General features: G+C 75.4%; 1 protein-coding gene (only partly in view). It reads right to left on the bottom strand.

Annotation, left to right across the window (positions count from 1 at the left end):
- Positions 1–25330: the 5' portion of a type I polyketide synthase gene (locus ACF09J_RS11635; protein ID WP_392305209.1), read on the bottom strand. Its footprint begins 3023 nt before the window's first position; only the first 25330 of its 28353 coding nucleotides appear in the window; the start codon lies at positions 25328–25330; its stop codon lies beyond the left edge, outside the window.

Raw genomic sequence — 25330 nt, 5'->3', positions numbered from 1 at the left:
GCGAGGCGCCGAGGTGGCCGTCGAGACGGGCGAGGACCGCGTCGAACGCCTCGGCGAACGCCGGGAACCGCTCGTACAGGTCCCGGCCCATGCCGGGCTGCTGGGAGCCCTGTCCGGAGAAGAGCACGGCGTGCTTGCCGGTGCGCTCCACGTGGTGCTCGGCGACGTGCGCGGCGGAGGTGCCTTCCGCGACGGCGGTGAGCCCGGCGAGCAGCGCGTCCCGGTCGGCGGCGGTCACCGCGGCCCGGTGTTCGAAGACGGCGCGGGTGGTGGCCAGGGTGCGGGCCAGGTCGGTGACGGTCTCCTCGGGGTGTCCTGCCACGTGGGCCAGGAGCTTGCGGGCCTGGGCGCGCAGCGCGTTCTGCGAGCGGCCGGACAGCAGGACCGGGACGGGCGAGCCGTCGGCGGCGGGGCGGGCGTTTTGCGCGGGCTGCTTGACGGGCTCCGGCTGCTCCAGGATCAGGTGCGCGTTGGTGCCGCTGGCCCCGAAGGAGGAGACGGCGGCCCGGCGCACCCGCTCGGCCTCGGGCCAGGGGGTCAGCTCGGTGAGCAGGCGCGCGTTGCCCGCGGTCCAGTCGACGTGCGAGGAGGGGTTCTCGGCGTACAGCGAGCGCGGCAGCAGACCGTGCTGCATGGCGAGCACCATCTTGATGACGCCGCCGACACCGGACGCGGCCTGCGTGTGGCCGATGTTGGCCTTGAGGGAGCCGACCAGGACGGGCCGCTCGCGGTCCTGTCCGTAGGTGGCGAGCAGGGCCTGCGCCTCGATCGGGTCGCCGAGCCTGGTGCCGGTGCCGTGCGCCTCGACGGCGTCGACGTCGGCGCTCTCCAGGCGGGCGTTGGCCAGGGCCTGGCGGATGACGCGCTGCTGGGCGGGGCCGCTGGGCGCGGTCAGGCCGTTGGAGGCGCCGTCCTGGTTGATGGCGGACCCGCGCAGCACGGCGAGCACCCGGTGCCCGTTGCGGCGGGCGTCGGACAGGCGCTCGACGACGAGCATGCCGACACCCTCCGACCAGCCGGTGCCGTTGGCCTCTTCGGAGAAGGCGCGGCAGCGGCCGTCGGGCGACAGCGCGCCCTGGGCGCTGAACTCGACGAAGCCGACCGGGGTGGCCATCACGGTGACACCGCCGGCCAGGGCGATGGAGCACTCGCCCGAGCGCACGGCCTGGGCGGCCAGGTGCAGGGCGACCAGGGAGGACGAGCAGGCGGTGTCGACGGACACCGTGGGGCCCTGGATGCCGAAGGTGTAGGCGAGCCGGCCGGACAGGAGGCTGGCGGACTGGGCGGTCTGCCACTGGCCGTACTCGGCGGGCGGCCGGTAGTCGCCGGAGCCGCCGCCGACGAAGACGCCGGTGGTGCCGCTGCCCCGCAGGGTCGCCGGGTCGATGCCGGCCCGCTCCAGGGCCTCCCAGGACGCTTCGAGCAGGATCCGCTGCTGCGGGTCCATCACCATGGCCTCGCGCGGCGAGATGCCGAACAGGCCGGGGTCGAAGTCGGTGGCGTCGTAGAGGAATCCGCCCTGGTCGGTGGCGCTGCGGCCGGGGCCGTCGCCGGCGAGGGCGTCGAGGTCCCAGCCGCGGTCGGTCGGGAAGCCGCCGACGGCGTCGGCCTCGTCGAGGAGGAGCTGCCACAGGTCCTCGGGCGAGGTGACGCCTCCGGGGTAGCGGCAGGCCATGCCGACGATGACGACCGGGTCGTCGCCGGTGGCGACGGGCGCGGCCACCGGGGCGGCGGTGTCCGCGGCGCCGCCGAGGAGTTCGGTGCGCAGGTGGGCGGCGAGCGCCGCGGGGTTGGGGTGGTCGAAGACCAGGGTCGCGGGCAGTGTGGCGCCGGTGGCCGCGGTGAGCTGGTTGCGCAGGTCGACGGCGGTCAGCGAGTCGAAGCCGAGGTCCCGGAAGGGCAGGTCGGGTTCGACGAGCGCGGTGTCCGCGTGGCCGAGGACCAGGGCGGCCTTCTCGCTGACGAGGGCGAGCAGGATGTCGTCCCGGTCGGCGGCGGGCTGCTCCAGGAGCCACTGGCCGTAGCCGCCGGAGGCGGCGGCACCCTCGGTACGGGCGCGGGCCGCGTCGGCGAGGGCGGTCCTGGCCTCGGGCAGGCCGTCGAACAGCGCGGTGGTCCTGGCCTCGTGGTGCGCCGGGGCGAAGGTGTCCCAGCGGACGTCGGCGACGGTGACCGCGGCGGAGCCGTCGGCGACGGCACCGGCGAGGGCGGTCAGGGCGGCGTCGGCGTCCATCACCGGCAGGCCGTTCATCCGCAGATGGGCGGTGGTCGACGGGTCGGCCAGCTCGGCCCAGGCGCCCCAGGAGACGGCCAGCGCGGGCGTCCCGCCGGCGCGCAGGGCGCGGGCGAGGGCGTCCACGTAGGCGCCGCCCGCGGCCTCGTCGGACCGGCCGCGCACGCCCCAGACCCCGGCGATGGAGCCGAAGAGCACGAAGGCGTCCAGGGAGCGGCCCGCGACGGCCTCGGCGAGGGCGTCCACCGGGGCGAGGGCGGCGGCCGGGCCTTCCGCCGGGGTGTCGTCGGCGTACACGACCGCGGTGAGATCGGTCAGACCGTCCAGGAGGGCGGCCGCCGCGTCCCGGTCGCCGGTGTCGCAGGGCGCGACGGTGACCTCGGCGCCGAGCCGGGCGAGTTCGGCCCGCAGTTCCTCGGTGTCGGTGGCGCCGTCGGCGAGCGAGGTGGTCAGCACCAGGCGGGCGGCGCCCTCACGGGCGAGCCAGCGGGCGGCACGGGCGCCCATGGTGCGGGTGCCGCCGACGAGGAGGACGGTGCCGTGCGGGCGCCATCCGGTGTCTCCGGGGGCGACGGCGGTGCGCACGAGGCGGCGGCCGAACAGTCCGGCGGCGCGGACGGCGATCTGGTCCTCGGTGCCGGGCTCGGCCAGGTGGGCGGCGAGCAGGGCCGCGGTGGCGGCGTCGGCGTCGGGTGCGAGGTCGGCGAGGCCGCCGAAGCGCTCGGGGTGCTCAAGCGCGGCGACCCGGCCCATGCCCCACAGGGCGGCCTGGCCGACGGCGGCGGGTGCCTCCCCGCTGACGGAGACGGCGCCGCGGGTGACGCACCACAGCGGGGCGTCGACGCCGGCGGTCCGCAGGGCCTCCAGGACGGCGGCCGGTGCGGCGTCGGGCGCCGGCAGGGTGCCGGTGCCCGCGGCGAGCAGGGAGACCACGAGGGTCCAGCCGGCCGGGTCGACGTCCGCGAGTTCCCGGGCGAGGGCGCCGGGGGTGCCGTCGACGACGAGCGGGTCGGCGCCCAGGGCGGCGACGAGGGCCTCCGCCCAGTCGGCTCCGGCGTGTTCGGCGGGCACGAGGGCCAGGACGCGGCCGGCCGGGGCGGTGTGCGCCGGGGTGCCGAGCGCGGTCCAGCTCTCGTGGTAGCGCCAGTCGCGGGCGGTGGAGCGGGCGTCGTTGCGGCGGCGCCAGGCGGACAGCGCGGGCACCATCGTGGTGACGGTGTCGCCGTCCAGGCCGAGGGAGGCCGTGAGGCTCTCCAGGTCCTCCCGCTCGACGGCGGCCCAGAAGGCGGCGTCGACGGGGTCCGGCGTGCCGGTGGCGCCGGGCGCGGCGGGCTCGGGCCAGTAGCGCTCGCGCTGGAAGGCGTACGTCGGCAGCTCGACGCGGTGCCCACCGGTGCCGGCGAACCAGGCCGTCCAGTCGGGTCCGTTGCCCCGGGTGTGCAGGGTGGCCAGGCCCTCCAGGAGGGTGGTCTCCTCGGCGCGGTCGCGGCGCTGGAGCGGGACGACGGTGGCGGGTGCCTCGTCGGCGGCCGCGTCCAGGGTCTGCTGGGCGGCGGCGGTGAGCCGGCCGTCCGGGCCGACCTCGACGAAGGCGGTGACGCCTGCCTCGCGCAGGGCCCGCACGCCGTCGGCGAACCGGACGGTCTCGCGGACGTGCCGCACCCAGTAGCCGGGGGTGAGGAGTTCGGCTCCGGCGGGGGCGCCGGTCACGGTGGAGACCAGCGGGATGCGGGGCTCGTGGTAGGTGAGGGACTCCGCGACCCGGGCGAACGCGGTGAGCATCGGGTCCATGAGCGGCGAGTGGAAGGCGTGGCTCACCTTGAGCCGGGTGGTCCTGCGGTCCTGCGCCTCGAAGTGCCCGGCGATCGCGGCGACTTCGTCCTCGTCACCGGCGACGACCACCGACGACGGCCCGTTGACCGCGGCGATCGACACCCGCTTCGTCAGAAGCGGGAGCACCTCCTCCTCGGTGGCGCGCACCGCGAGCATCGCACCGCCGCGCGGCAGTTCCTGCATCAGGGAGGCGCGGGCCGCCACCAGCCGGCAGGCGTCCTCCAGCGAGAACACCCCGGCGACGTGCGCCGCGGCGATCTCACCGACGGAGTGGCCGGCGACGTGGTCGGGGGTCAGGCCCCACGACTCCAGGAGGCGGTGGAGGGCGACCTCGAAGGCGAACAGCGCGGGCTGGGTCCAGCCGGTCTGGTCCAGGAGCCCGGCCTCGGGCGTGTCCGGCGCGGCGAACAGGGCCTCCCGCAGCGAGAAGTCCAGCACGGTGTCGAACTGCGCGAGGACCGTGTCCAGAGCGTCGGCGAACGCCGGGAACCGCTCGTACAGTTCGCGGCCCATCAGGGCGCGCTGGGCGCCCTGGCCGGAGAACAGGAAGGCGGTGCGGCCGGGGGTGCGGGACGCGACCGCGCGGGCCGTCTCGCGCACCCCGTCGGGACCCGCGAGCAGCACGGCGCGGTGCGGGAAGAGGGTGCGGTCGGTGGCCAGGGAGCGGCCGACGTCCAGCGGGGACAGCTCCGGGTGGGCGGCGGCGTACGCGGTGAGCCGGTCGATCTGGTCCTTCAGCGCCTCGCGGCTGCGGCCGGAGACGATCCACGGGACGGTGGTGACGTCGGCGGCGGGGGCGGGTTCGTCGGCGGGGGCGGGCTCGACGGTGGGAGCCTGCTCCACGATGACGTGCGCGTTGGTGCCGCTGACGCCGAAGGCGGAGACACCGGCGCGCCTCGGCCTTCCGGTCCCGGGCCAGTCGCGTTCCTCGGTGAGCAGCGCCACGGCGCCGCTGCTCCAGTCGACGTGGCTGGTGGGGCTGGTGACGTGCAGGGTGCGCGGCAGGGTGCCGTGCTGGATCGCCAGCAGCATCTTGATGACGCCGGCGACGCCCGCGGCGGCCTGGGTGTGGCCGATGTTCGACTTGACGGTGCCGAGGAGCAGCGGCTGCTCGGCGTCGCGGTCCCGGCCGTAGGTGTTCAGCAGGGCCTGCGCCTCGATCGGGTCGCCGAGGGTGGTGCCGGTGCCGTGCGCCTCGACCGCGTCGATGTCGGACGGCGCGAGGCGGGCGTCGGCGAGGGCCTGGCGGATGACGCGCTGCTGGGAGGGGCCGTTGGGGGCGGTCAGTCCGTTGGAGGCGCCGTCCTGGTTGACGGCGGTGCCGCGGATGATGCCGCGGACCTCGTGGCCGTTGCGGATCGCGTCGGAGAGCCGTTCCAGGACCAGGATGCCGACGCCCTCGGACCAGGCGGTGCCGTCGGCGTCGTCGGAGAACGGCTTGCAGTGGCCGTCGGGGGCCAGGCCGCCCTGGGTGCTGAACTCGACGAACGAGTCGGGGGTCGACATCACCGAGACGCCACCCGCGACGACGAGGTCGCACTCGCCGGCGCTCAGCGCGCGGCCCGCCCAGTGCAGGGCGACCAGCGAGGAGGAGCAGGCGGTGTCGACGGTGACCGCCGGGCCCTCCAGGCCGAGGGCGTAGGAGAGGCGGCCCGACATGACGCTGGCGGTGTTGCCGGTGGCGACGTACCCGGCGACGTCCGAGGTCGAGCGGCGCAGCAGGTTCGGGTAGTCCTGGCCGTTGGTGCCGACGAAGACACCGGTGGTGGAGCCGCGCAGCGCGGCCGGGTCGATGCCGGCCCGCTCCAGGGCCTCCCAGGTGGTTTCGAGCAGCAGCCGCTGCTGCGGGTCCATGGCGAGCGCCTCGCGGGGCGAGATGCCGAAGAAGCGGGCGTCGAAGTCGGCGACCTGGGCGAGGAATCCGCCGTGCAGCGTGTCGGAGGCGCCTGCGCCGAGGGCCGCCATGTCCCAGTTGCGGTCGTCGGGGAAGCGGGTGATGCCGTCGCGGCCCTCTGTCAGGAGCCGCCACAGCTCCTCGGGCGTGGTGACGCCGCCGGGGAAGCGGCAGGCGAGGCCGACGACCGCGATCGGGTCGTCGTCGACGGCCCGGGTGGCGGCGGTGTGGGCGTTGGACTCCGGGAGGGTGCCGAGGAGTTCGGCGAGCAGGAAGTCCGCCATCTCGCGCGGCGTGGGGTGGTCGTAGACGAGGGAGGCGGGCAGGCTCAGGCCGGTGAGGGCGTTGAGCGCGTTGCGCAGCTCCAGGACGGTGAGCGAGTCGAAGCCGAGGTCACGGAAGGCCAGGTCGTCGTCGACGGTGCGGGCGTCGGTGTGGCCGAGGACGGCCGCCACCTGGGTGCGCAGCACGTCGAGGACGTGTCCGGGGCGCTCCTCGGCGGGCAGCTCGGCCAGTTGCCGGCGCAGGCCGGACCCGGTGGTGCCGGTCGCCGCGGGGGTGGTGGCGCCGGCCGTCTCCGGGAGGTCGGCGACGAGCGGCAGCGGGCGGGCCGACGCGAAGGCGCGCAGGAAGCGTTCCCAGTCGATGTCGGCGACGGCGACGGTGGAGTCGCCGTTGTCGACGGCGCGCAGCAGCGCGGCGACGCCGGAGGCGGGGTCGAGCGGTTCGAATCCGCCGCGGCGGACCCGGGCGGCGATCTCGGCGGCGTCGGCGACCATGCCGGAGCCGGCCCAGGGGCCCCAGGCCACGGACAGGGCGGGCAGGCCCTGGGCGCGGCGCTGCTCGGCGAGGGCGTCGAGCTGGGCGTTGGCGGCGGCGTAGTTGCCCTGTCCGGCGGCGCCGATGAGGCCGGCGGTCGAGGAGAACAGGACGAACGCGGCGAGGTCGTGGCCGGCGGTGAGGTCGTGCAGATGGCGGGCGGCGACCGTCTTGGCGTGCAGGACGGTGGCGAAGCTCGCCGGGGTCAGCTCGTCCACCACGTGGTCGTCGACGACGCCCGCGGTGTGGAAGACGGCGGTGAGCGGCGCGTCCTCGGGCACCTCCGCGAGGAGCGCGGCGAGCGCGTCGCGGTCGGCGGCGTCGCACGCGGCGATCGTGACGCGGGCGCCCAGCTCCTCCAGTTCGGTACGGAGTTCGGCGGCGCCGGGGGCGTCGGGGCCGCGGCGGCTGGTGAGCAGCAGGTGGGCGGCGCCGTCGCGGGCGAGGCGGCGGGCGAGGTGTCCGCCGATGCCGCCGGTGCCGCCGGTGATCAGGACGGTGCCGGCCGCCGGGTCGAAGGCGGGGCGGACGGTGTCGGCGGCGGGGCTGTGGGCCAGCCGGCGCAGGAAGACTCCGCCGGCGCGGACGGCGACGGCGTCCTCGCCGTCGGCGGCGGCCAGGATGCCGCGCAGCCGTCGGGCGGCCTGGGTGTCGAGGTCGTCCGGGAGGTCGACGCTGCCGCCGACGCGGGCGGGCAGTTCGAGGGCGGCGGCCCGGAACAGGCCCCACACGGCGGCTTGTTCGGGTGCCGTGACCTGCTCGGAGCGGCCGACGGCGACGGCTCCCCCGGTGATGTTCCACAGCGGGGCGTCGATGCGGGCGTCGCCGAGCGCCTGGAGGGCGGTGGCGGTGAGGGTGAGCGCGGCGGGGGCGCCGGGGTGTCCGGCGTCGCCGGGCGCGAGCGCCAGCAGCGAGAGCACGCCCTGGAAGGTGTCGCCGTCGGCGGCCTCGGTGAGCCGGGCGGCGAGGGCGGCGCGGTCGGTGCCGGTGACCTCCACGCGGACGGTGGCGGTGGCGAGGGCGGCCTCGACGTCCGCGGCCCAGGCGGCGGTGGCGTCGTCGCGGTGCTCGGCCGGTACCAGGACGAGCCAGCGTCCGGTGGGCGCGGCGGTGGGGGCGCCGCCGCGTGGCTTCCAGGTGACGCGGTAGCGCCAGGAGTCGAGCGCGGACTGTTCGCCGCGGCGCCGCCGCCAGGCGGTGAGCGCCGGGACCATCGCGGTGACGGTCGTGTCGTCCAGGCCGAGGGAGGCGGCGAGGGAGGCGACGTCGGCGTGTTCCACCGCGGCCCAGAACTCGGCGTCCAGTGCGGAGCCGGGGGTGGCGACGGTGGTGCCGGCCGCGGTGGTGTCGGGCCAGTACCGCTCGCGCTGGAACGCGTAGGTGGGCAGGGCCACGCGGCGGGCGCCGCTGCCCTCGAACCAGGCGGTCCAGTCGACGTCGAAGCCATGGGCGTGGGCCGCGGCGACGGCGGTGACGAGGGCCTGCTCCTCCGGGCGGTCGCCGCGCAGCGTGGGCAGCAGCGCCGTGCGGGAGGCGTCGGTGAGGCTCTCGCGGGCCATGCCGCTGAGCACACCGTCGGGGCCGAGCTCCAGGAAGGTCTGGACGCCGCCCTGGGTGGACAGCCAGCCGACGCCGTCGGCGAAGCGGACGGCGGAGCGGACGTGGGAGACCCAGTAGTCGGCGCCGCACACCTGCTCGGGCGTGGCGAGGGTGCCGGTCACGTTGGAGACGAACGGGATCGTCGGCGCGTGGTACGTGAGGGTACGGGCCACGGCGGCGAAGTCGTCCAGCATGGGGTCCATGAGCGGCGAGTGGAAGGCGTGGCTCACCCGCAGACGCCTGGTGCGGCGCCCCTGTTCGGCGAAGTGCGCGGCGACGGCGAGCACGGGCTCCTCCTCGCCGGCGACGACGACGGACCGTGGCCCGTTGACGGCGGCCACGGAGACCCGGTCGGCGAGGCCCTCCAGGTGCGGCAGCACCTCGTCCTCGGCGGCCTGAAGGGCGACCATCGCGCCGCCCTCGGGCAGCGCCTGCATGAGCCGGCCGCGGGCGGCCACGAGGGCGCACGCGTCGTCGAGGTCGAGGACGCCGGCGACGTGCGCGGCGGCGATCTCGCCGACGGAGTGGCCGGCCAGGTAGTCGGGGGTGATGCCCCACGACTCCAGCAGCCGGAACAGCGCCACCTCGAGGGCGAACAGCGCGGGCTGCGCGTAGCCGGTGCGGTGGAGCAGGGCGGCGCCCTCGGTGCCCTCGGCGGCAAACAGGACGTCGCGCAGGGGGCGTTCGGTGGTGCCGTCGATCCGGGCGAGGACCGCGTCCAGGGCGTCGGCGAACACCGGGTGGCGCTCGTACAGTTCGCGGCCCATGCCGGGGCGCTGGCTGCCCTGTCCGGTGAACAGGAAGGCGGTGCGTCCGCGGCCGGTGCGGCCCTGCACGAGTCCGGCGCCGGGCAGTCCGTCGCGCAGCGCGGTCAGGCCGCGCACCAGTCCTTCGTGGTGGTCGGCGACGACCGCGGCACGGTGCTCCAGGGCGGCGCGGGACGTGGCGAGGGAGAACGCCAGGTCGGTCGGGTGGATGCCGGGGCGCTCGGCCAGCAGGTCGAGCAGGGCTCCGGCCTGGGCGCGCAGGGCGGCCTCGCCGCGTCCGGAGACGAGGACGGGCACGAGGGCGTCCCGCGGCGCTGGGGTGGCCGGGGCGTCGGCGGCGGGGGCCTGCTCCAGGACGGTGTGGGCGTTGGTGCCGCTGAGGCCGAAGGACGACACGGCGGCGCGGCGCGGACGGCCGGTCTCGGGCCACTCGGTGCGCTCGGTGAGCAACTGGATGGCGCCGGAGGACCAGTCGACGTGGGTGGACGGCTCGTCGATGTGCAGCGACTTGGGTACGACGCCCTCGTTGAGGGCGTGGACCAGCTTGATGACGCTGGCGACGCCGGAGGCCATCTGGGTGTGGCCGATGTTGGACTTCACCGAGCCGAGCAGCACGGGCCGCTCGGGGTCGCGGTCCCTGCCGTAGGTGGCGAACAGGGCCTGCGCCTCGATGGGGTCGCCGAGGGAGGTGCCGGTGCCGTGGCCCTCCAGGACGTCGATGTCGTCCGCCTCGACGCCCGCGTTGGCGAGGGCCTGGCGGATGACGCGCTGCTGGGAGGGGCCGTTGGGGGCGGTCAGGCCGTTGGAGGCGCCGTCCTGGTTGATGGCGGAGCCGCGGATGACGGCGAGGACCTCGTGGCCGTTGCGGCGGGCGTCGGAGAGCCGTTCCAGCAGGATCAGGCCGACGCCCTCGGCGAGGGTCATGCCGTCGGCGCCCTCGGCGTACGCCTTGCAGCGGCCGTCCTCGGCAAGGGCCCGCTGGCGGCTGAAGCCGACGAACGACATGGGGGTGGACATGATGCTGGCGCCGCCGGCGAGGGCGAGGGAGCTCTCGCCGTTGCGCAGCGACTGGCAGGCCAGGTGGATCGCGACCAGCGAGGACGAGCACGCGGTGTCGAGGGTGACGGCCGGGCCCTCGAAGCCGAACAGGTAGGAGACGCGGCCGGAGAGCACGCTGGGGAGCGAGCCGGTGATCATGTGGCCTTCGGAGCCCTCGCTGCCGGGCACGGCGGCGCCGTAGTCCTGATAGCTGGCGCCGATGAAGGTGCCGGTGAGGCTGCCGCGCTGGGCGAGGGGGTCAATGCCGGCGTGCTCGAAGACCTCCCAGGCCGTCTCGAGGAGGAGGCGCTGCTGCGGGTCCATCGACAGGGCCTCGCGCGGCGAGATGCCGAAGAAGCCGGGGTCGAAGTCGGCGACGTCGCGCAGGAAGCCGCCCTGCACCGAGTAGGTGCGGCCGGACGCGTCCGGGTCGGGGTCGTAGAGGGCCTCGGCGTCCCAGCCGCGGTCGGCCGGGAAGACGGAGATCGCGTCGACCTCGTCCAGCGCGACCCGCCACAGCTCCTCGGCGGAGGTGACGCCGCCGGGGTAGCGGCAGCTCATGCCGACGATGGCGATCGGGTCGTCGTCGACGGGCGTACCGGCGGTGACGGCGACGGCGCCCGCGGAGTGGACGTCGGCCAGTTCGGAGTGGAGGAAGCCGGCCAGGGCGGCCGGGTTCGGGTAGTCGAAGACCATCGTGGACGGCAGCGTCAGCCCGGTGACGGACGCGAGCCGGTTGCGCAGTCCGACGGCGGTCAGCGAGTCGAAGCCGATGTCGCGGAAGGCGCGCTGGTCGGTGAGGTCCTCGGCGGAGGCCAGGCCGAGCACGGAGGCGGCCTCGGTGCGGACGGTCTCCAGCAGCTTGCGGTGCTGCTCGGCGGCGGGCAGGGCCAGCAGCGCGGCGGCGAACTCGCCCTGGGCGGCGGTCCCGGCGCTCTGCGCCGCGGCGGCGGTGAGCCGCTGCACCTCGGGGACCTCGTCGAACAGCGGGGTGGGCCGGGCCGAGGTGTAGACGGGGTGGTACGTCTCCCAGTCGACGTCGGCGACCGCGATGACGTGCTCGTCGTCGTCGAGGGCCCGCTTGAGGCCGCTCAGCGCGAGCTGCGGGTCCATGAACTCCAGGCCGCTGCGGCGGATCATCTGCGGGTCGACGCGGCCGAGTTGGAGGTCGTCGGCCCAGATGCCCCAGGACAGCGACATGGCGCTCAGGCCGCGGGCGCGCCGGTGCTCGGCGAGGGCGGCCAGATAGGCGTTGCCCGCGACGTACGCGGCGTGCGCGCCGCTGCCCCACATTCCGGCGGTGGAGGAGTACAGGACGAAGTCGTCCAGCTCCTCGTCGTCGAGGAGTTCGTCGAGTATCCGCGCGCCGGTGACCTTGGCGGCGAGGACGCGGTCGAAGTCGTCGAGGGTGGTGGCGTCGAGGGTGTGCAGTTCGATGGTGGCCGCGGTGTGCACGACCGTGCGGACGGTGCGGCCCTCGGCCTTCAGCCCTTCGAGGAGGGCGGCGACCGCGTCGCGGTCGGTGATGTCGCAGGCGGCGAGTGTCGTCTCGGTGCCGTGTTCCTCCAGCTCGGCGCGGAGTTCGGCGGCGCCGGGCGCCTCGGGGCCGCGGCGGCTGACCAGGACCAGGTGCTCGGCGCCCTGCTCCGCGAGCCAGCGCGCCAGGTGCGGCGCGAGGGTGCCGGAGCCGCCGGTGACGAGGGTGGTGCCGCGGGGCTTCCAGTCGCGGGCGGAGCCGTCGGGGGCGGCGTCGGCGCGGACGATACGGCGGGTGAAGACGCCGGAGGAGCGCAGGGCGATCTGGTCGTCGTCGCCGAGCGCGCCGGCGAGGACGGCCGCGAGCCGCCGGCCCGCGCGGGCGTCGAGCGTCTCGGGCAGGTCGACGACACCGCCCCAGCGTCCCGGGCACTCCAGCGCGGCGGTCCAGCCGATGCCGGTGACCTGGGCCTGGACGGGCGCGGTGACCCTGTCGGAGCGGCCGGTGGAGACGGCGCCGCGGGTCAGCGCCCACAGCGGGGTCTCGACGCCGGCGTCGCCGAGCGCCTGGACGAGGGCGACGGTGAGGGCGACCCCGAGGACGAGTCCGGTGCCGGGGACGGCGCCGGTCCGCTCCGCTCCGGCGAGGACGGAGACGATGCCGGTGAGACCCTCGGTGTCGGTGAGGCGCTCACGCAGGACCGTGCGGTCGGTGCAGCTCTCGTCGAGGACGAGACGGCGCACCTCGGCGCCGCCCGCCTCCAGCGCCCCCGCGACGTCGGTGTCGTCGACGCCGTCCGCGGACACCAGCAGCCAGGTGCCGTCGAGGGTGCGCTGCGGGAGCTTGGTGACGGGCTTCCAGGTGACGCGGTAGCGCCAGGAGTCGACGGTGGAGCGTTCACGGCGGGCCCGGCGCCAGGAGGACAGCGCGGGCAGCACGGCGGCGACGGAGTCCTCGTCGGTGCCGAGTGCCGCGGTCAGGGCGGAGACGTCCCCGTCCTCGACGGCGGTCCAGAACGCGGCGTCCTCGGGGTCGGCCGCGGTGACGGCCTCCTGGACGGCCGGGACGACCCACAGGTTCTCGTGCTGGAAGGCGTACGTGGGCAGGTCGACGCGGGACGCACCGGTCCCCTCGAACACGGCGGCCCAGTCGACGTGCACGCCGCGGACGAACACCTCGGCGGCGGACAGCAGGAAGCGGTCGAGACCGCCGTTGTCGCGGCGCAGGGTGCCGGAGGCGACACCGGCCACCCCGGCGTCGTCGATCATGTCCTGGACGGACATCGACAGCACCGGGTGGGAGCTGACCTCGACGAAGGCGCGGTGCTCGGCGGCGATCAGGTCCCGGATGGCGTCCGCGAAGAGCACGCGCCCGCGCAGGCTGCGGTACCAGTAGCCGGCGTCCATGGCGGTGGTGTCGAGCCAGTCGCCGGTGACGGTGGAGAAGAACGGGATCTCCGACGCCCTCGGAGCAACCTCCGCCAGCAGTTCGAGGATCTCGTCGTGGAGGTCCTCGACGTGATGGGAGTGCGAGGCGTAGTCCACGGCGATCCGGCGGGCCCGGATCTCCTCGGTGGTGAGCTGCGCGTGCAGCTCGTCCAGGGCCTCCGGCTCGCCCGCGACGACGGAGGAGCGGGGGCCGTTCTCGGCGGCGACGGACACCCGCCCGCCGAACGCCTCTAGCCGGGCCTCCACGTCGGCGACCGGCAGGGCCACCGACATCATGCCGCCCCGGCCGGCCAGGCTGCGGCCGATGGCCTGGCTGCGCAGCGCCACCACCCGGGCGCCGTCACGCAGCGACAGCGCACCGGACACCACGGCGGCGGCGATCTCGCCCTGCGAGTGACCGACCACCGCGTCCGGCTCGACCCCCTGCGCACGCCACACCGCGGCCAGGGACACCATCACGGCGAACGACGCGGGCTGCACGACGTCGACGCGCTCCAGCGTCGGCGCACCCTCCACGCCCCGCAGGACGTCGATGAGGTTCCAGTCGGTGAACTCGGCGAGCGCGGCGGCGCACTCGGCGATCCGCTCGGCGAACACCGGAGACTCGTCCAGGAGTTGCGCGCCCATGCCCACCCACTGGGAACCCTGGCCGGGGAACACGAAGACCGTACGGCCCTCGACGTCGGCGACACCGCGGGCGACGACGCCCGAGGGCCCGTCGGCGGCGACGGCGCGCAGCGCCTCCAGCGGGTCGGCGCCGGCGGGCGGCACGACCACGGCACGGTGCTCGAAGAGAGCGCGGGAGGTGGCGAGGGACAGGCCGATGTCTATCGGACGGGCCGCCGGGACGGCGGTCACGAGGTGGGTGAGGAGACGGTCGGCCTGCTCGCGCAGCGCGGCGGCGCCGCGGGCGGACAGGACCCACGGCACGACGCCGGCGGCGACCGGCACGGGCGCCACGGCGGGCCGCTCGTCCTCGGCGTCGGGCGCCTCGGTCTCCTGCTCCAGGATGACGTGGGCGTTCGTACCACTGATGCCGAACGAGGACACGGCGGCCCGGCGCGGACGGCCGGTCTCGGGCCAGTCGGTGTTCTCGCCGAGCAGCCGCACGGTGCCGGGGGCCCAGTCGACGTGGCTGGAGGGCTCGTCGGCGTGCAGGGTCCGCGGCATCACACCGTGGCGCAGCGCCATGACCATCTTGATGATGCTCGCGACACCGGCGGCGGACTGGGTGTGCCCGATGTTCGACTTCACCGAGCCGAGCAGCAGCGCGGTCTCGGGCGTACGGGTGCGGCCGTAGGTGGCGAACAGGGCCTGCGCCTCGATCGGGTCGCCGAGCGGGGTGCCGGTGCCGTGCGCCTCCAGGAGGTCGATCTCCCCGGGGGCGACGCGGGCGTTGGCGAGGGCCTGGCGGATGACGCGCTGCTGGGAGGGGCCGTTGGGGGCGCTGAGGCCGTTGGAGGCGCCGTCCTGGTTGATGGCGGAGCCGCGGATGACGGCGAGCACCGGGTGGCCGTTGCGGCGGGCGTCCGAGAGCCGCTCGACGAGGACGATGCCGACGCCCTCGGCGAGGGTCATGCCGTCGGCGCCCTCGGAGAACGCCTTGCAGCGGCCGTCCTGGGCGAGGGCCCGCTGCCTGCTGAACGCCACGAACGCGTTGGGGGTGGTCATGACGGTGGCGCCGCCCGCGACCGCGAGGTTGCTCTCGCCGTTGCGCAGCGCCTGGCAGGCCAGGTGCAGCGCGACCAGCGAGGACGAGCAGGCGGTGTCGACGGTGACCGCCGGGCCCTCAAGGCCGAAGACGTAGGCGAGGCGGCCGGAGAGCACGCTGGGGCTGGTGCCGGTGACCAGGTGGCCCTCGGCGCCGTCGCCGGCGCCCATTCCGTACTCCTGGTAGCTGGAGCCGATGAACGTGCCGGTCAGGCTCCCGCGGAGGGTGTCGGGGGTGAGTCCGGCGCGCTCGAACGCCTCCCAGGTGGTCTCCAGGAGGAGCCGCTGCTGCGGGTCCATGACGAGCGCCTCGCGGGGCGAGATGCCGAAGAACATGGGGTCGAACTCGTCGGCCTCGTGCAGGAAGCCGCCCTGCGTGGAGTAGGTCGTGCCCGGGTGGTCGGGGTCCGGGTCGTAGAGCCCGGCGGTGTTCCAGCCGCGGTTGACGGGGAAGTCGGTGATCGCGTCGGTGCCGGAGAGCACCAGGTCCCACAGTTGCTCCGGGGAGCTGACGCCGCCCGGGTAGCGGCAGCTCATGCCGATGATGGCGATGGGCTCGTCGTCGGCGGCGCCGGTGGCGACGGGGCCCGCGACCTCCAGTACGGAGCCGACCATCTCGGCCCGCAGGTACTGGGCCAGCTCCAGCGGGGTCGGGTAGTCGAACACCATGGTGCTCGGCAGGGAGAGGCCGGTGGCGGCGCCGAGGTGCTTGCGCAGTTCGACGGCGGTCAGCGAGTCGAAGCCGATGTCGCGGAAGGCACGGCCCTCCGGCACGGCGTCGGCGGAGGCGTGACCGAGCACGGTCGCCGCCTCGGCGCGCACCAGCTCGGTGAGCAGGCGCAGCTGCTCCGGCTCGGACAGCGAGCGGACCCGCTGGACGATCTCGGAGGCGTCGCCGGTGTCGGCGGGGGTGTGCTCGGCGGCCAGGGCGCGGACCTCGGGCAGGTCGCCGATGAGGGCGCTGGGCCTGGCGGAGGTGAACAGCGGGGCGTAGCGGGTCCAGTCGACGTCCGCGACGGCGACGGCGACGTCCTGGCGGAGGACGGCGCGGCGCATCTCGGCGAGGGCGGGCGCGGGGTCGAGCAGGCCGAGGCCCTGGCGTCGCAGGGTGCCGGAGACGGCGTCGTCGGCGGCCATGCCGGTGCCGCCCCACGGACCCCAGGCGATGGAGGTCGCGGCGAGGCCGCGGGCGCGGCGGGCCAGGGCGAGGGCGTCGAGATAGGCGTTGGCGGCGCCGTAGGCGCTCTGGTCGCCGCTGCCCCAGACGCCGGCGATGGAGCCGAACAGGACGAAGAAGTCCAGCTCGCGGTCGCCGAGGAGGTCGTCGAGGTGGGCGGCGCCCGCCAGCTTCGCGGCGGTGAGGCCGGCGAACTCGGCGGGAGTCAGCGCGTCCAGCGGGCCGTAGTGGCCGACGCCCGCGGTGTGCACGACACCGGTGAGGGGCTGGTCGGCGGGCAGACCGTCCAGAACGGCGGCGAGGGCGTCGCGGTCGGCGACGTCGCAGGCCACGATCGAGACGCTCGCGCCCGACTGCTCCAGTTCGGCGCGGAGTTCGGCGGCGCCGGGGGCGTCGGGGCCGCGGCGGCTGGTGAGGACGAGGTGGTCCGCGCCGGAGCGGGCCAGCCAGCGGGCGGTCTCGGCGCCGAGACCGCCGGTGCCACCGGTGATCAGGACGCTTCCGGATGCGGTGAACTGCTCGGCGGACGGCAGCTCGTCGACGGTGTGGCGGACCAGGCGGCGGCCGTGCACACCGGTGGCGCGCAGGGCGACCTGGTCCTCGCCGTCGGGGGCGTCCTTGACCGCGAGGACCTCGGCGAGGCGCTGTCCGGCGCCGCGGTCGAAGTCGGCCGGGAGGTCGACGAGGCCGCCCCACAGGCGGGGGTGCTCCAGGGCGACACCGCGGCCCATGCCCCAGGCGGTGGCCTGGGCGGGGCGGGTGACCGGGTCGGCGGGGCCGGTGGAGACGGCGCCGCGGGTGGCGGTCCACAGCCGGCCCCGGGCGCCGGTGTCGGCGAGGGCCTGGACGAGGGCGATGGTCAGGGCGAGGCCCTGGGTGAAGCCGGCGGGGCCGTCGGTGGGGCGCTCGTCGAGCGGCAGCACGGACAGCACATGGGCGGTGGTGTCGACGTCCTCGGTGCCGGCGAGGCGGGCGCCGAGGACGGCCCGGTCGGCGCAGTCGGCGTCCAGGACGAGGCGGCGGACGCGGGCGCCGTGCGCGCCGAGCGCCTCGGCCAGGCCGTCGAGGAGCTCGGTCTCGTCGTCGGCGGTGGCGTCGGAGGCGACGAGCAGCCAGGTGCCGTCGAGGACGGGCGCGGCGGGCTTGCGCAGCCGCGTCCACTCGACGCGGTAGCGCAGCGTGTCGAGGAGCGCCTTCTCCTGGTTGCCGCGGCGCCAGGAGCTGAGCGCGGGCAGCAGGGAGTCGAGCGGGGTGAGGCTGTCCTCGTCGAGGCCGAGGACGGCGGCGAGTTCGGCGGCGTCGCCGCGCTCGACGGCGGCCCACAGCTTCTGGTCGGCCACATCGCCCGCCGGGGAGGAGGGCGTGGCGGAGGGCAGTTGCGGCCAGTAGTGGGCGTGCTGGAAGGCGTAGGTGGGCAAGTCGGTGCGGCGGGCGCCGGTGCCGGCGAGGTACGCGGTCCAGTCGAGGTCGACGCCGTGGATCTGGAGGCGGGCCGCGGCGGTGGCGGCGGCGCTCTCCTCGGGGCGGTCGCCGCGCAGCAGCGGGACGAGCACGGTGTCGTGCTCGTCGCGGTCGTCGCCGAGGGTGTCCTCGGCCATGGCGGTCAGCAGTCCGTCGGGGCCGAGTTCGAGGAAGAGGGTGGCGCCGGCGTCGCGCAGGGTGCGGACGCAGTCGGCGAACCGTACGGCCTCGCGGACATGGCGCACCCAGTAGTCGGCGGTGCGCACCTCGGCCTCGTCGGCCCTGCGGCCCGTCAGGTCGGAGACCAGCGGGATGCGGGGAGCGGCGTAGGACAGTGTCTCGGCGACCGTGCGGAACGCGTCGAGCATGGCGTCCATGTGCGGCGAGTGGAAGGCATGGCTCACCCGCAGACGCTTGGTGCGGCGCCCTCGGCCGGAGAACTCGGCGGCGAGTTCCACGGCGGCGTCCTCGTCGCCGGAGACGACCACGGAGGCCGGGCCGTTGACGGCGGCGACGGACAGGCCCTCGCCGAGCAGCGGGGCGACCTCGTCCTCGGTGGCCTGGACGGCGATCATGGCGCCGCCGGCCGGCAGCGCCTCCATGAGGGTGGCGCGGGCGGCGACCAGACGGGCGGCGTCCTGAAGGGTGAACACCCCGGCGACGTGCGCGGCGGCGATCTCACCGATGGAGTGACCGGTGACGAAGTCGGCGCGGACGCCCCAGCTCTCGACGAGGCGGTAGAGGGCGACCTCAACGGCGAACAGCGCGGGCTGGGTCCAGCCGGTGCGGTCGAGCAGGGCGGCCTCGTCGGTGCCCTCGGCGGCGAACACGACCTCGCGCAGCGGCCGGTCGAGCAGCGGGTCGAGGGCGGCGCACACCTCGTCGAACGCGGCGGCGAACCGGGGCTGGGTCTCGTACAGTTCACGGCCCATGGCGGCGCGCTGGCTGCCCTGGCCGGAGAACATCACGGCGACCCGGGCACGCCCGGCGGCCTCGCCCTCGACGACGGCCGGGTCGGGACGGCCGGCGGCGAGGGCGCCGAGGGAGGCGAGCAGTCCCTCGCGGTCCCGCGCGATCACCGCGGCACGGCGCTCGAAGCGGGACCGGGTGGTGGCCAGGGAGTGGCCGAGGTCGGCGAGGGACGGCTCGGGGTGGCTCTGGAGGTGGGTGAGCAGGCGGGCGGCCTGGGCGCGCAGGGCGTCGCGGGTGCGGCCGGACAGCAGCAGCGGTACGGCTCCCGGGGTGCGCTCGGGGGCGGCCGGGGCGGGCGCGGTGAGGGCGGGCGCCTGCTCCAGGACGGTGTGGACGTTGGTGCCGCTGATGCCGAAGGAGGAGACGGCGGCGCGACGCGGACGGCCGGTCTCCGGCCAGGCGGTCTGCTCGGTGAGCAGCTCGACCGCGCCTTCCGTCCAGTCCACGTGGGACGACGGCGCGTCCACGTGCAAGGTCTGCGGGAGCACCCCGTGCCGCATCGCCATGACCATCTTGATGACACCCGCGACACCGGCCGCGGCCTGCGTGTGACCGATGTTCGACTTCACCGAACCCAGCAGCAGCGGCTGCTCCGGATCACGGTCACGACCGTAGGTGGCAAGGAGCGCCTGCGCCTCGATCGGGTCACCCAGCGTCGTCCCCGTACCGTGCGCCTCGACGACATCCACGTCACCCGCCGACAGCCCGCCGCTGGCGAGCGCCTGCCGGATCACCCGCTGCTGGGACGGGCCGTTGGGGGCGGTCAGACCGTTGGAGGCGCCGTCCTGGTTGACGGCCGAGCCCCGGACGACCGCGAGGATCTCGTGACCGTTGCGAATCGCGTCCGACTGCCGCTCAAGGACCAGCATGCCGACACCCTCGGACCAGCCGACACCATCGGCCGAGTCCGAGAACGCCTTGCACCGTCCGTCGGGCGACAGACCCCGCTGACGCGCGAAGTCCACGAACACCGCGGGCGTCGACATCACGGTCACACCGCCGGCCAGCGCGAGCGAGATCTCACCCGAGCGCAGGGCCTGCATCGCCCAGTGCATCGCCACCAGGGAGGACGAGCACGCGGTGTCGACGGTGACCGCGGGACCCTCCAGGCCCAGCGTGTAGGACACGCGGCCCGAGGCGAGGCTCGGGGAGCTGCCGCTGCCCTGGAAGCCCTCGAACTCGGGGCTCGCCAGCATCGCGCTGTAGTCGCTGTACATCACACCGGCGAACACACCGGTCGCGCTGCCCCGCAGACCGACCGGGTCGATCCCGGCCCGCTCGACCGCCTCCCACGACGCCTCGAGCAGCAACCGCTGCTGCGAGTCCGTCGCCAGCGCCTCACGCGGGCTCATCCCGAAGAAGCCGGGGTCGAACTCCCCCGCCTCGTGCAGGAATCCGCCAGAACGGGTGTAGGCGGTGCCGGGGTGGTCGGGGTCCGGGTGGTACAGGTTCTCCACGTCCCAGCCGCGGTTGGTGGGAAAGCCGGAGACGGCGTCGGTGCCCTCGGTGACCAGGCGCCACAGGTCCTCCGGCGAGGCGACCCCGCCCGGGTAGCGGCAGGCCATGCCCACGATGACGATCGGGTCGTCCGCCACAGCCGCCGTGCCGCGCCGCACGACCTCCGCCTCCACCTCGGTGCCGAGGAGCTCGTCGAGGACGTAGGAGGCGAGGTGGCTGACCGTCGGGTAGTCGAAGACGAGGGTGGCGGGCAGGCGCAGTCCGGTGACCGTGTTCAGGCGGTTGCGCAGCTCGACGGCGGTGAGGGAGTCGAAGCCCAGCTCGCGGAAGGCGCGGCCGGCGTCGATGTCGGCGCCGGTGGCGTGGCCGAGCACCAGGGCGACCTGGCCGCGGACGAGGTCGAGGACCAGTTCGTCGCGGCTCTCGCGGTCCAGGCGGGCCAGGCGCTGGGCGAGGCCGCCGGCGGTGGCGGACCCGGCGACGGCGGCACGGCGGGAGCGTCCGCGGACGAGGGAGCGCAGCAGCGGCGGCACGTCGCCCGCGGCGCGCAGGACGGAGAGGTCCAGGCGTACGGGAGTGAGCGCGGCGTCGTCGCCGTCGAGGGCGGCGTCGAAGAGGGCGAGGCCCTGCTCGACGGTGAGGGCGGGGGTGCCCATGCGGGCCAGGCGGCGCAGGTCGTCCTCGGAGAGGTCGCCGGTCATGCCGCCGGTCTGCTCCCAGGGGCCCCAGGCCAGCGACAGACCCGGCAGACCGGCCGCACGCCGATGCTCCATCAGAGCGTCCAGGAAAGCGTTGCCGGCCGCATAGTTGGCCTGACCCGCATTGCCGAACACACCGGCCACCGACGAGAACACCACGAACGCGTCCAAGTCCAGACCGCGCGTGGCCTCATGCAGGTTCCACACCGCGTCCACCTTCGGACGCAACACGGCCGACAACCGCTCCGCAGTCAGCGAGACGACCATGCCGTCATCCAGCACACCGGCCGAATGCACCACCGCCGACACCGGATGCGCGGCCACCAACCCGGCCACCGCCACACGGTCCGTCACATCACACGCCACCACCGTGGCCCGCGCACCCGACTCCGCCAGCTCCGCCACCAACTCGGCCGCACCCACGGCCTCACCACCACGACGACTGACCAGCACCAGCTCACGCACACCATGCACAGCCACCAGATGACGCGCCAGCACCGCACCCAGACCACCGGTACCACCCGTCACCAGCACCGCACCCTCCCCACCGAACGCGGAGACCGCCTCAGTGGCAGGGGCAGGGGCGGGACGCCGCACCAGACGGGCCGCACGAAGTTCATCGCCCCGCACCGCAAGCTGCGGCTCATCGCCCAGAAGGGCGGCGGCCGGGAGGGCGGGAGTGTCCTGCTCGGCGTCGAGGTCGACGAGGAAGAAGCGGCCGGGGTTCTCGGACTGGGCGGAGCGCACCAGGCCCCAGACCGCGGCGGCGGCCGGGTCGTGGCCGGTGGTCGCGCCCCGGGTGACCAGGACGAGCCGGGACGCGGCGAACCGCTCGTCCTGCTCCAGCCAGGTCTGTACGGCGGCGAGGGCGTCGGTGGCGGCGCGGTGCGCCGCGGTGACCGGGTCGGCGTCCGGGCCGGTGCCGGCGAGCGGCAGCAGGACGGTGTCCGGGACGGCGCCGTCGGCGGCGGCGAGTGCCGCGAGGTCCGGGTGGACGGCGAGGTCGCCGAACTGGGGCAGGGCCCCCAGGCCGAAGGTGTCCTCGCCGACGAGGGCGGCGGTGCCGGAGGCGGCGGCGGCCGTCACGGACACCCAGTCGAGACGGAACAGGGCGTCGCGGACCAGCGCGGCGGCGGCGTCGATCTCGCGGGCCGCGACCGCGCGCAGGATCAGGGAGTCGGCGGACATGACGAGCTGCCCCGAGTCGTCGGCGACGGCGATCGCGACGGCGTCGCCGGCCGCCGGGGCCAGCCGCACCCGCAGGGTGGTGGCGCCGCTCGCGTGCAGGCTCACGCCCTCCCAGGAGAAGGGCAGTCCGCCGGCGGCGCGCTCGTCGAGGTCGACGAACGACGCCGCGTGCAGGGCGGAGTCGAGGAGCGCGGGGTGCAGGCCGAAGGACTGGGCGTCGGTGTGCCCGGACTCGGGCAGGACGACCTCGGCGAACACCTCCTCGCCGCGGCGCCAGGCGGCCCGCAGGCCCTGGAAGAGCGGACCGTAGCCGAAGCCGCCCTCGGCGAGCCGCTCGTACAGGCCGTCCACGGGGAGGGCCTCGGCGTCCGCGGGGGGCCAGACGGTGGCGTCGAAGTCGGTGGCCGCCCGGGAGGGGGAGAGCACACCGGTGGCGTGGGACGTCCAGGGGGCGTCCTCGTCGGCGTCGGGACGGCCGTAGACGGTGACGCTGCGGCGGCCGGACTCGTCCGGGTTGCCGATCCACAGCTGCACCTGGACGCCGCCCTGCTCGGGCAGGACGAGGGGCGCCGCCAGGGTGAGTTCGTCGACGCGGTCGCAGCCGACCTCGTCGCCGGCGCGGACGGCCAGCTCCAGGAAGGCGGTGCCGGGCAGCAGGGTGGTGCCGCGGACGGTGTGGTCGGCGAGCCACGGGTGGCTGAGCAGGGAGATACGGCCGGTCAGCAGGGCACCCTCGGAGTCGGCGAGGGAGACCGCGGCGGACAGCAGCGGGTGGTGGGCGGCGCCGAGTCCGACAGAGCGCAGGTCGGCGGCGCTGCCCTGGACGGCGCGCGGCCAGTAGCGGCGGCGCTGGAAGGTGTACGTCGGCAGGTCGGTGCGGCGGGCTCCGGTGCCGGTGAAGCAGGCGTCCCAGCGCAGCGTGGTGCCGTGGGTGTGCAGCGCGGCGAGCGCGGCTGTGAAGGTGTGGTCCTCGGGGCGGCCCTCGCGCAGCGCGGGCACGGTGACGGCGTCGGAGCCGGCGGCGTCCAGGCAGTTCTGCGCCATGGCGGACAGGACGCTGTCGGGGCCGAGTTCGAGGAAGGCGGTGACGCCGTGCCCGGCGAGCCAGTCGACGCCGTCGGTGAACCGGACGGCGTGGCGGACGTGGTCGACCCAGTAGTCGGGCGAGGTGAGCTGGGCGACGGTGGCCGGTTCACCGGTCACGTCGGACACGACGGGCAGCAGCGGGCTGTGCAGGGTGAGGCCTTCGACGACGGCGCGGAACTCGTCGAGCATCGGGGCCATGAGCGGCGAGTGGAAGGCGTGCGAGACGCGCAGCCTGGTCGTCCTGCGTCCGTCGGCCGCGAGGCGGGCCGCCAGTTCGGTGACGGTGGTCTCGTCGCCGGAGAGGACGACGGCGGAGGGGCCGTTGACGGCGGCGAGGGACACCAGGTCCTCGTGGCCGGCGAGCAGCGGGGCGACCTCGTCCTCGCTCGCCTGCACGGCGACCATGGCGCCGCCCTCGGGCAGCGCCTGCATGAGACGGCCGCGGGCGGCGACCAGGGTGGCCGCGTCGTCGAGGGAGAGCACGCCCGCGACGTGCGCCGCGGCGATCTCGCCCACGGAGTGGCCGGCCAGGTGGTCCGGCTTGACCTCGAAGGACTCCAGCAGGCGGTAGAGGGCGACCTCGATCGCGAACAGGGCGGGCTGCGCGTACTCGGTGCGGTCGAGGCGGGCGGCGTCCTCGCCCCACAGCACCTCGCGCAGCGGCACGTCCAGGTGGGGCGTGAAGGCGTCGAGGGCGTCGTCCAGGGCGGTGGCGAACACCGGGAAACGAGCGGCGAGTTCACGGCCGGCGCCGAGGCGCTGCGCGCCCTGTCCGGTGAACAGGACGGCGAGGCGGGTCTCGGTGCGGGCGGTGCCGGTGACGGTGCCGGCCAGGGCGGCCGGGTCGGTGCCGTCGGCGATCGCGGTCAGCCGCTCGGTCAGCTCGGGCAGGCTCGCGGCGAGCAGGACGGCCCGGTGCTCGAACGCGGTGCGCGTGGTGGCGAGCGAATAGGCGGTGTCGAGGAGCGCGGGCGGGGTGCCGGTGCCGAGGGTGGTGAGCAGTGCGGCGGCCTGAGCGCGCAGCACCTCGGGGCCGCGGCCGGAGAGCAGTACGGGCACCACGCCGGTGACGGCGGCGGGGGTGCTCGGGGCGTCGTCCTCGGGGTCGGCGGGCTCCGGCTCGGGGGCCTGCTCGACGATCGTGTGGGCGTTGGTGCCGCTGATGCCGAAGGAGGAGACGGCCGCGCGTCTGGGGGCGCCGGTGGCGGGCCAGTCGGTGTTCTCGGTGAGGACGCGGACGGCGCCCTGGGTCCAGTCGACGTGGCGGGTGGGCTCGTCGGCGAGGAGGGTGCGGGGCAGCACGCCGTGCCGCATCGCCATGACCATCTTGATGACACCGGCGACACCGGCGGCGGCCTGCGTGTGGCTGATGTTGGACTTCACCGAGCCGAGCAGCAGCGGCTTGTCCTCGTCGCGGTGCCGGCCGTAGGTGGCGAGCAGCGCCTGCGCCTCGACGGGGTCGCCGAGGGTGGTGCCGGTGCCGTGCGCCTCCACGACGTCGATGTCGCCCGCGGACAGCCGGGCGTTGACCAGGGCCTGTTCGATGACCGCCTGCTGCGAGGGGCCGTTGGGGGCGGTGAGGCCGTTGGACGCGCCGTCCTGGTTCACGGCGGTGCCGCGGACGACGGCGAGGATCTCGCGGCCGTTGCGGACGGCGTCGGAGAGGCGTTCCAGGACGAGGATGCCGACGCCCTCGGCCCAGCCGGTGCCGTCGGCGGTGTCGCCGAAGGAGCGGCAGCGGCCGTCGGCGGACAGTCCGCCCTGGCGGCCCATCTCGATGAAGGTGCCGGGCCCCGACATGACGGTGACGCCGCCCGCGAGGGCGAGGGTGCACTCGCCCGCGCGCAGCGCCTGGGTGGCGAGGTGGACGGCGACCAGGGAGGAGGAGCAGGCGGTGTCGACGGTGACGGCGGGACCCACCGTGCCGAAGGTGTACGAGATGCGGCCGGAGAGGACGCTGCCGGTGTTGCCGGTGAGCTGGAAGCCCTCGGCGCCGTCGGCGGGGCCGACCCGGTAGTCCTGGGCCATGGCGCCGATGAAGACGCCGGTGCGGCTGCCCTTGACGGCGGTGGGGTCGATGCCGGCGCGTTCGAACGCCTCCCAGGCGGACTCCAGGACGACCCGCTGCTGCGGGTCCATGGCGACGGCCTCGCGCGGGGAAATGCCGAAGAAGTCCGCGTCGAAGTCGGTCGCGTCGTGGAGGAAGCCGCCCCGGGAGGTCGGCGAGGAGGCGAGCGCCTCCATGTCCCAGCCGCGGTCGGTGGGGAACGGGGTGACGCCGTTCTCGCCGGCCTCGAGCATCCGCCACAGGTCCTCGGGGCTGCTGACACCGCCGGGGTAGCGGCATGTCATGCCGACGATGGCGATCGGTTCCTGGGCGGCCGACTCCAGCTCGCTCACGCGCCGCCGCGTGCGTCGGAGGTCGGCGGTCGCAAGCTTGAGGTAATCCCGGAGCTTCTGTTCGTTGTCCAT

This window comes from Streptomyces sp. NPDC014889, assembly GCF_043081205.1.
In the GTDB taxonomy this organism is placed as follows: domain Bacteria; phylum Actinomycetota; class Actinomycetes; order Streptomycetales; family Streptomycetaceae; genus Streptomyces.
The sequence above is the reverse complement of the archived record's forward strand: the minus strand, read 5'-3'. Positions and strand labels throughout refer to the sequence as shown.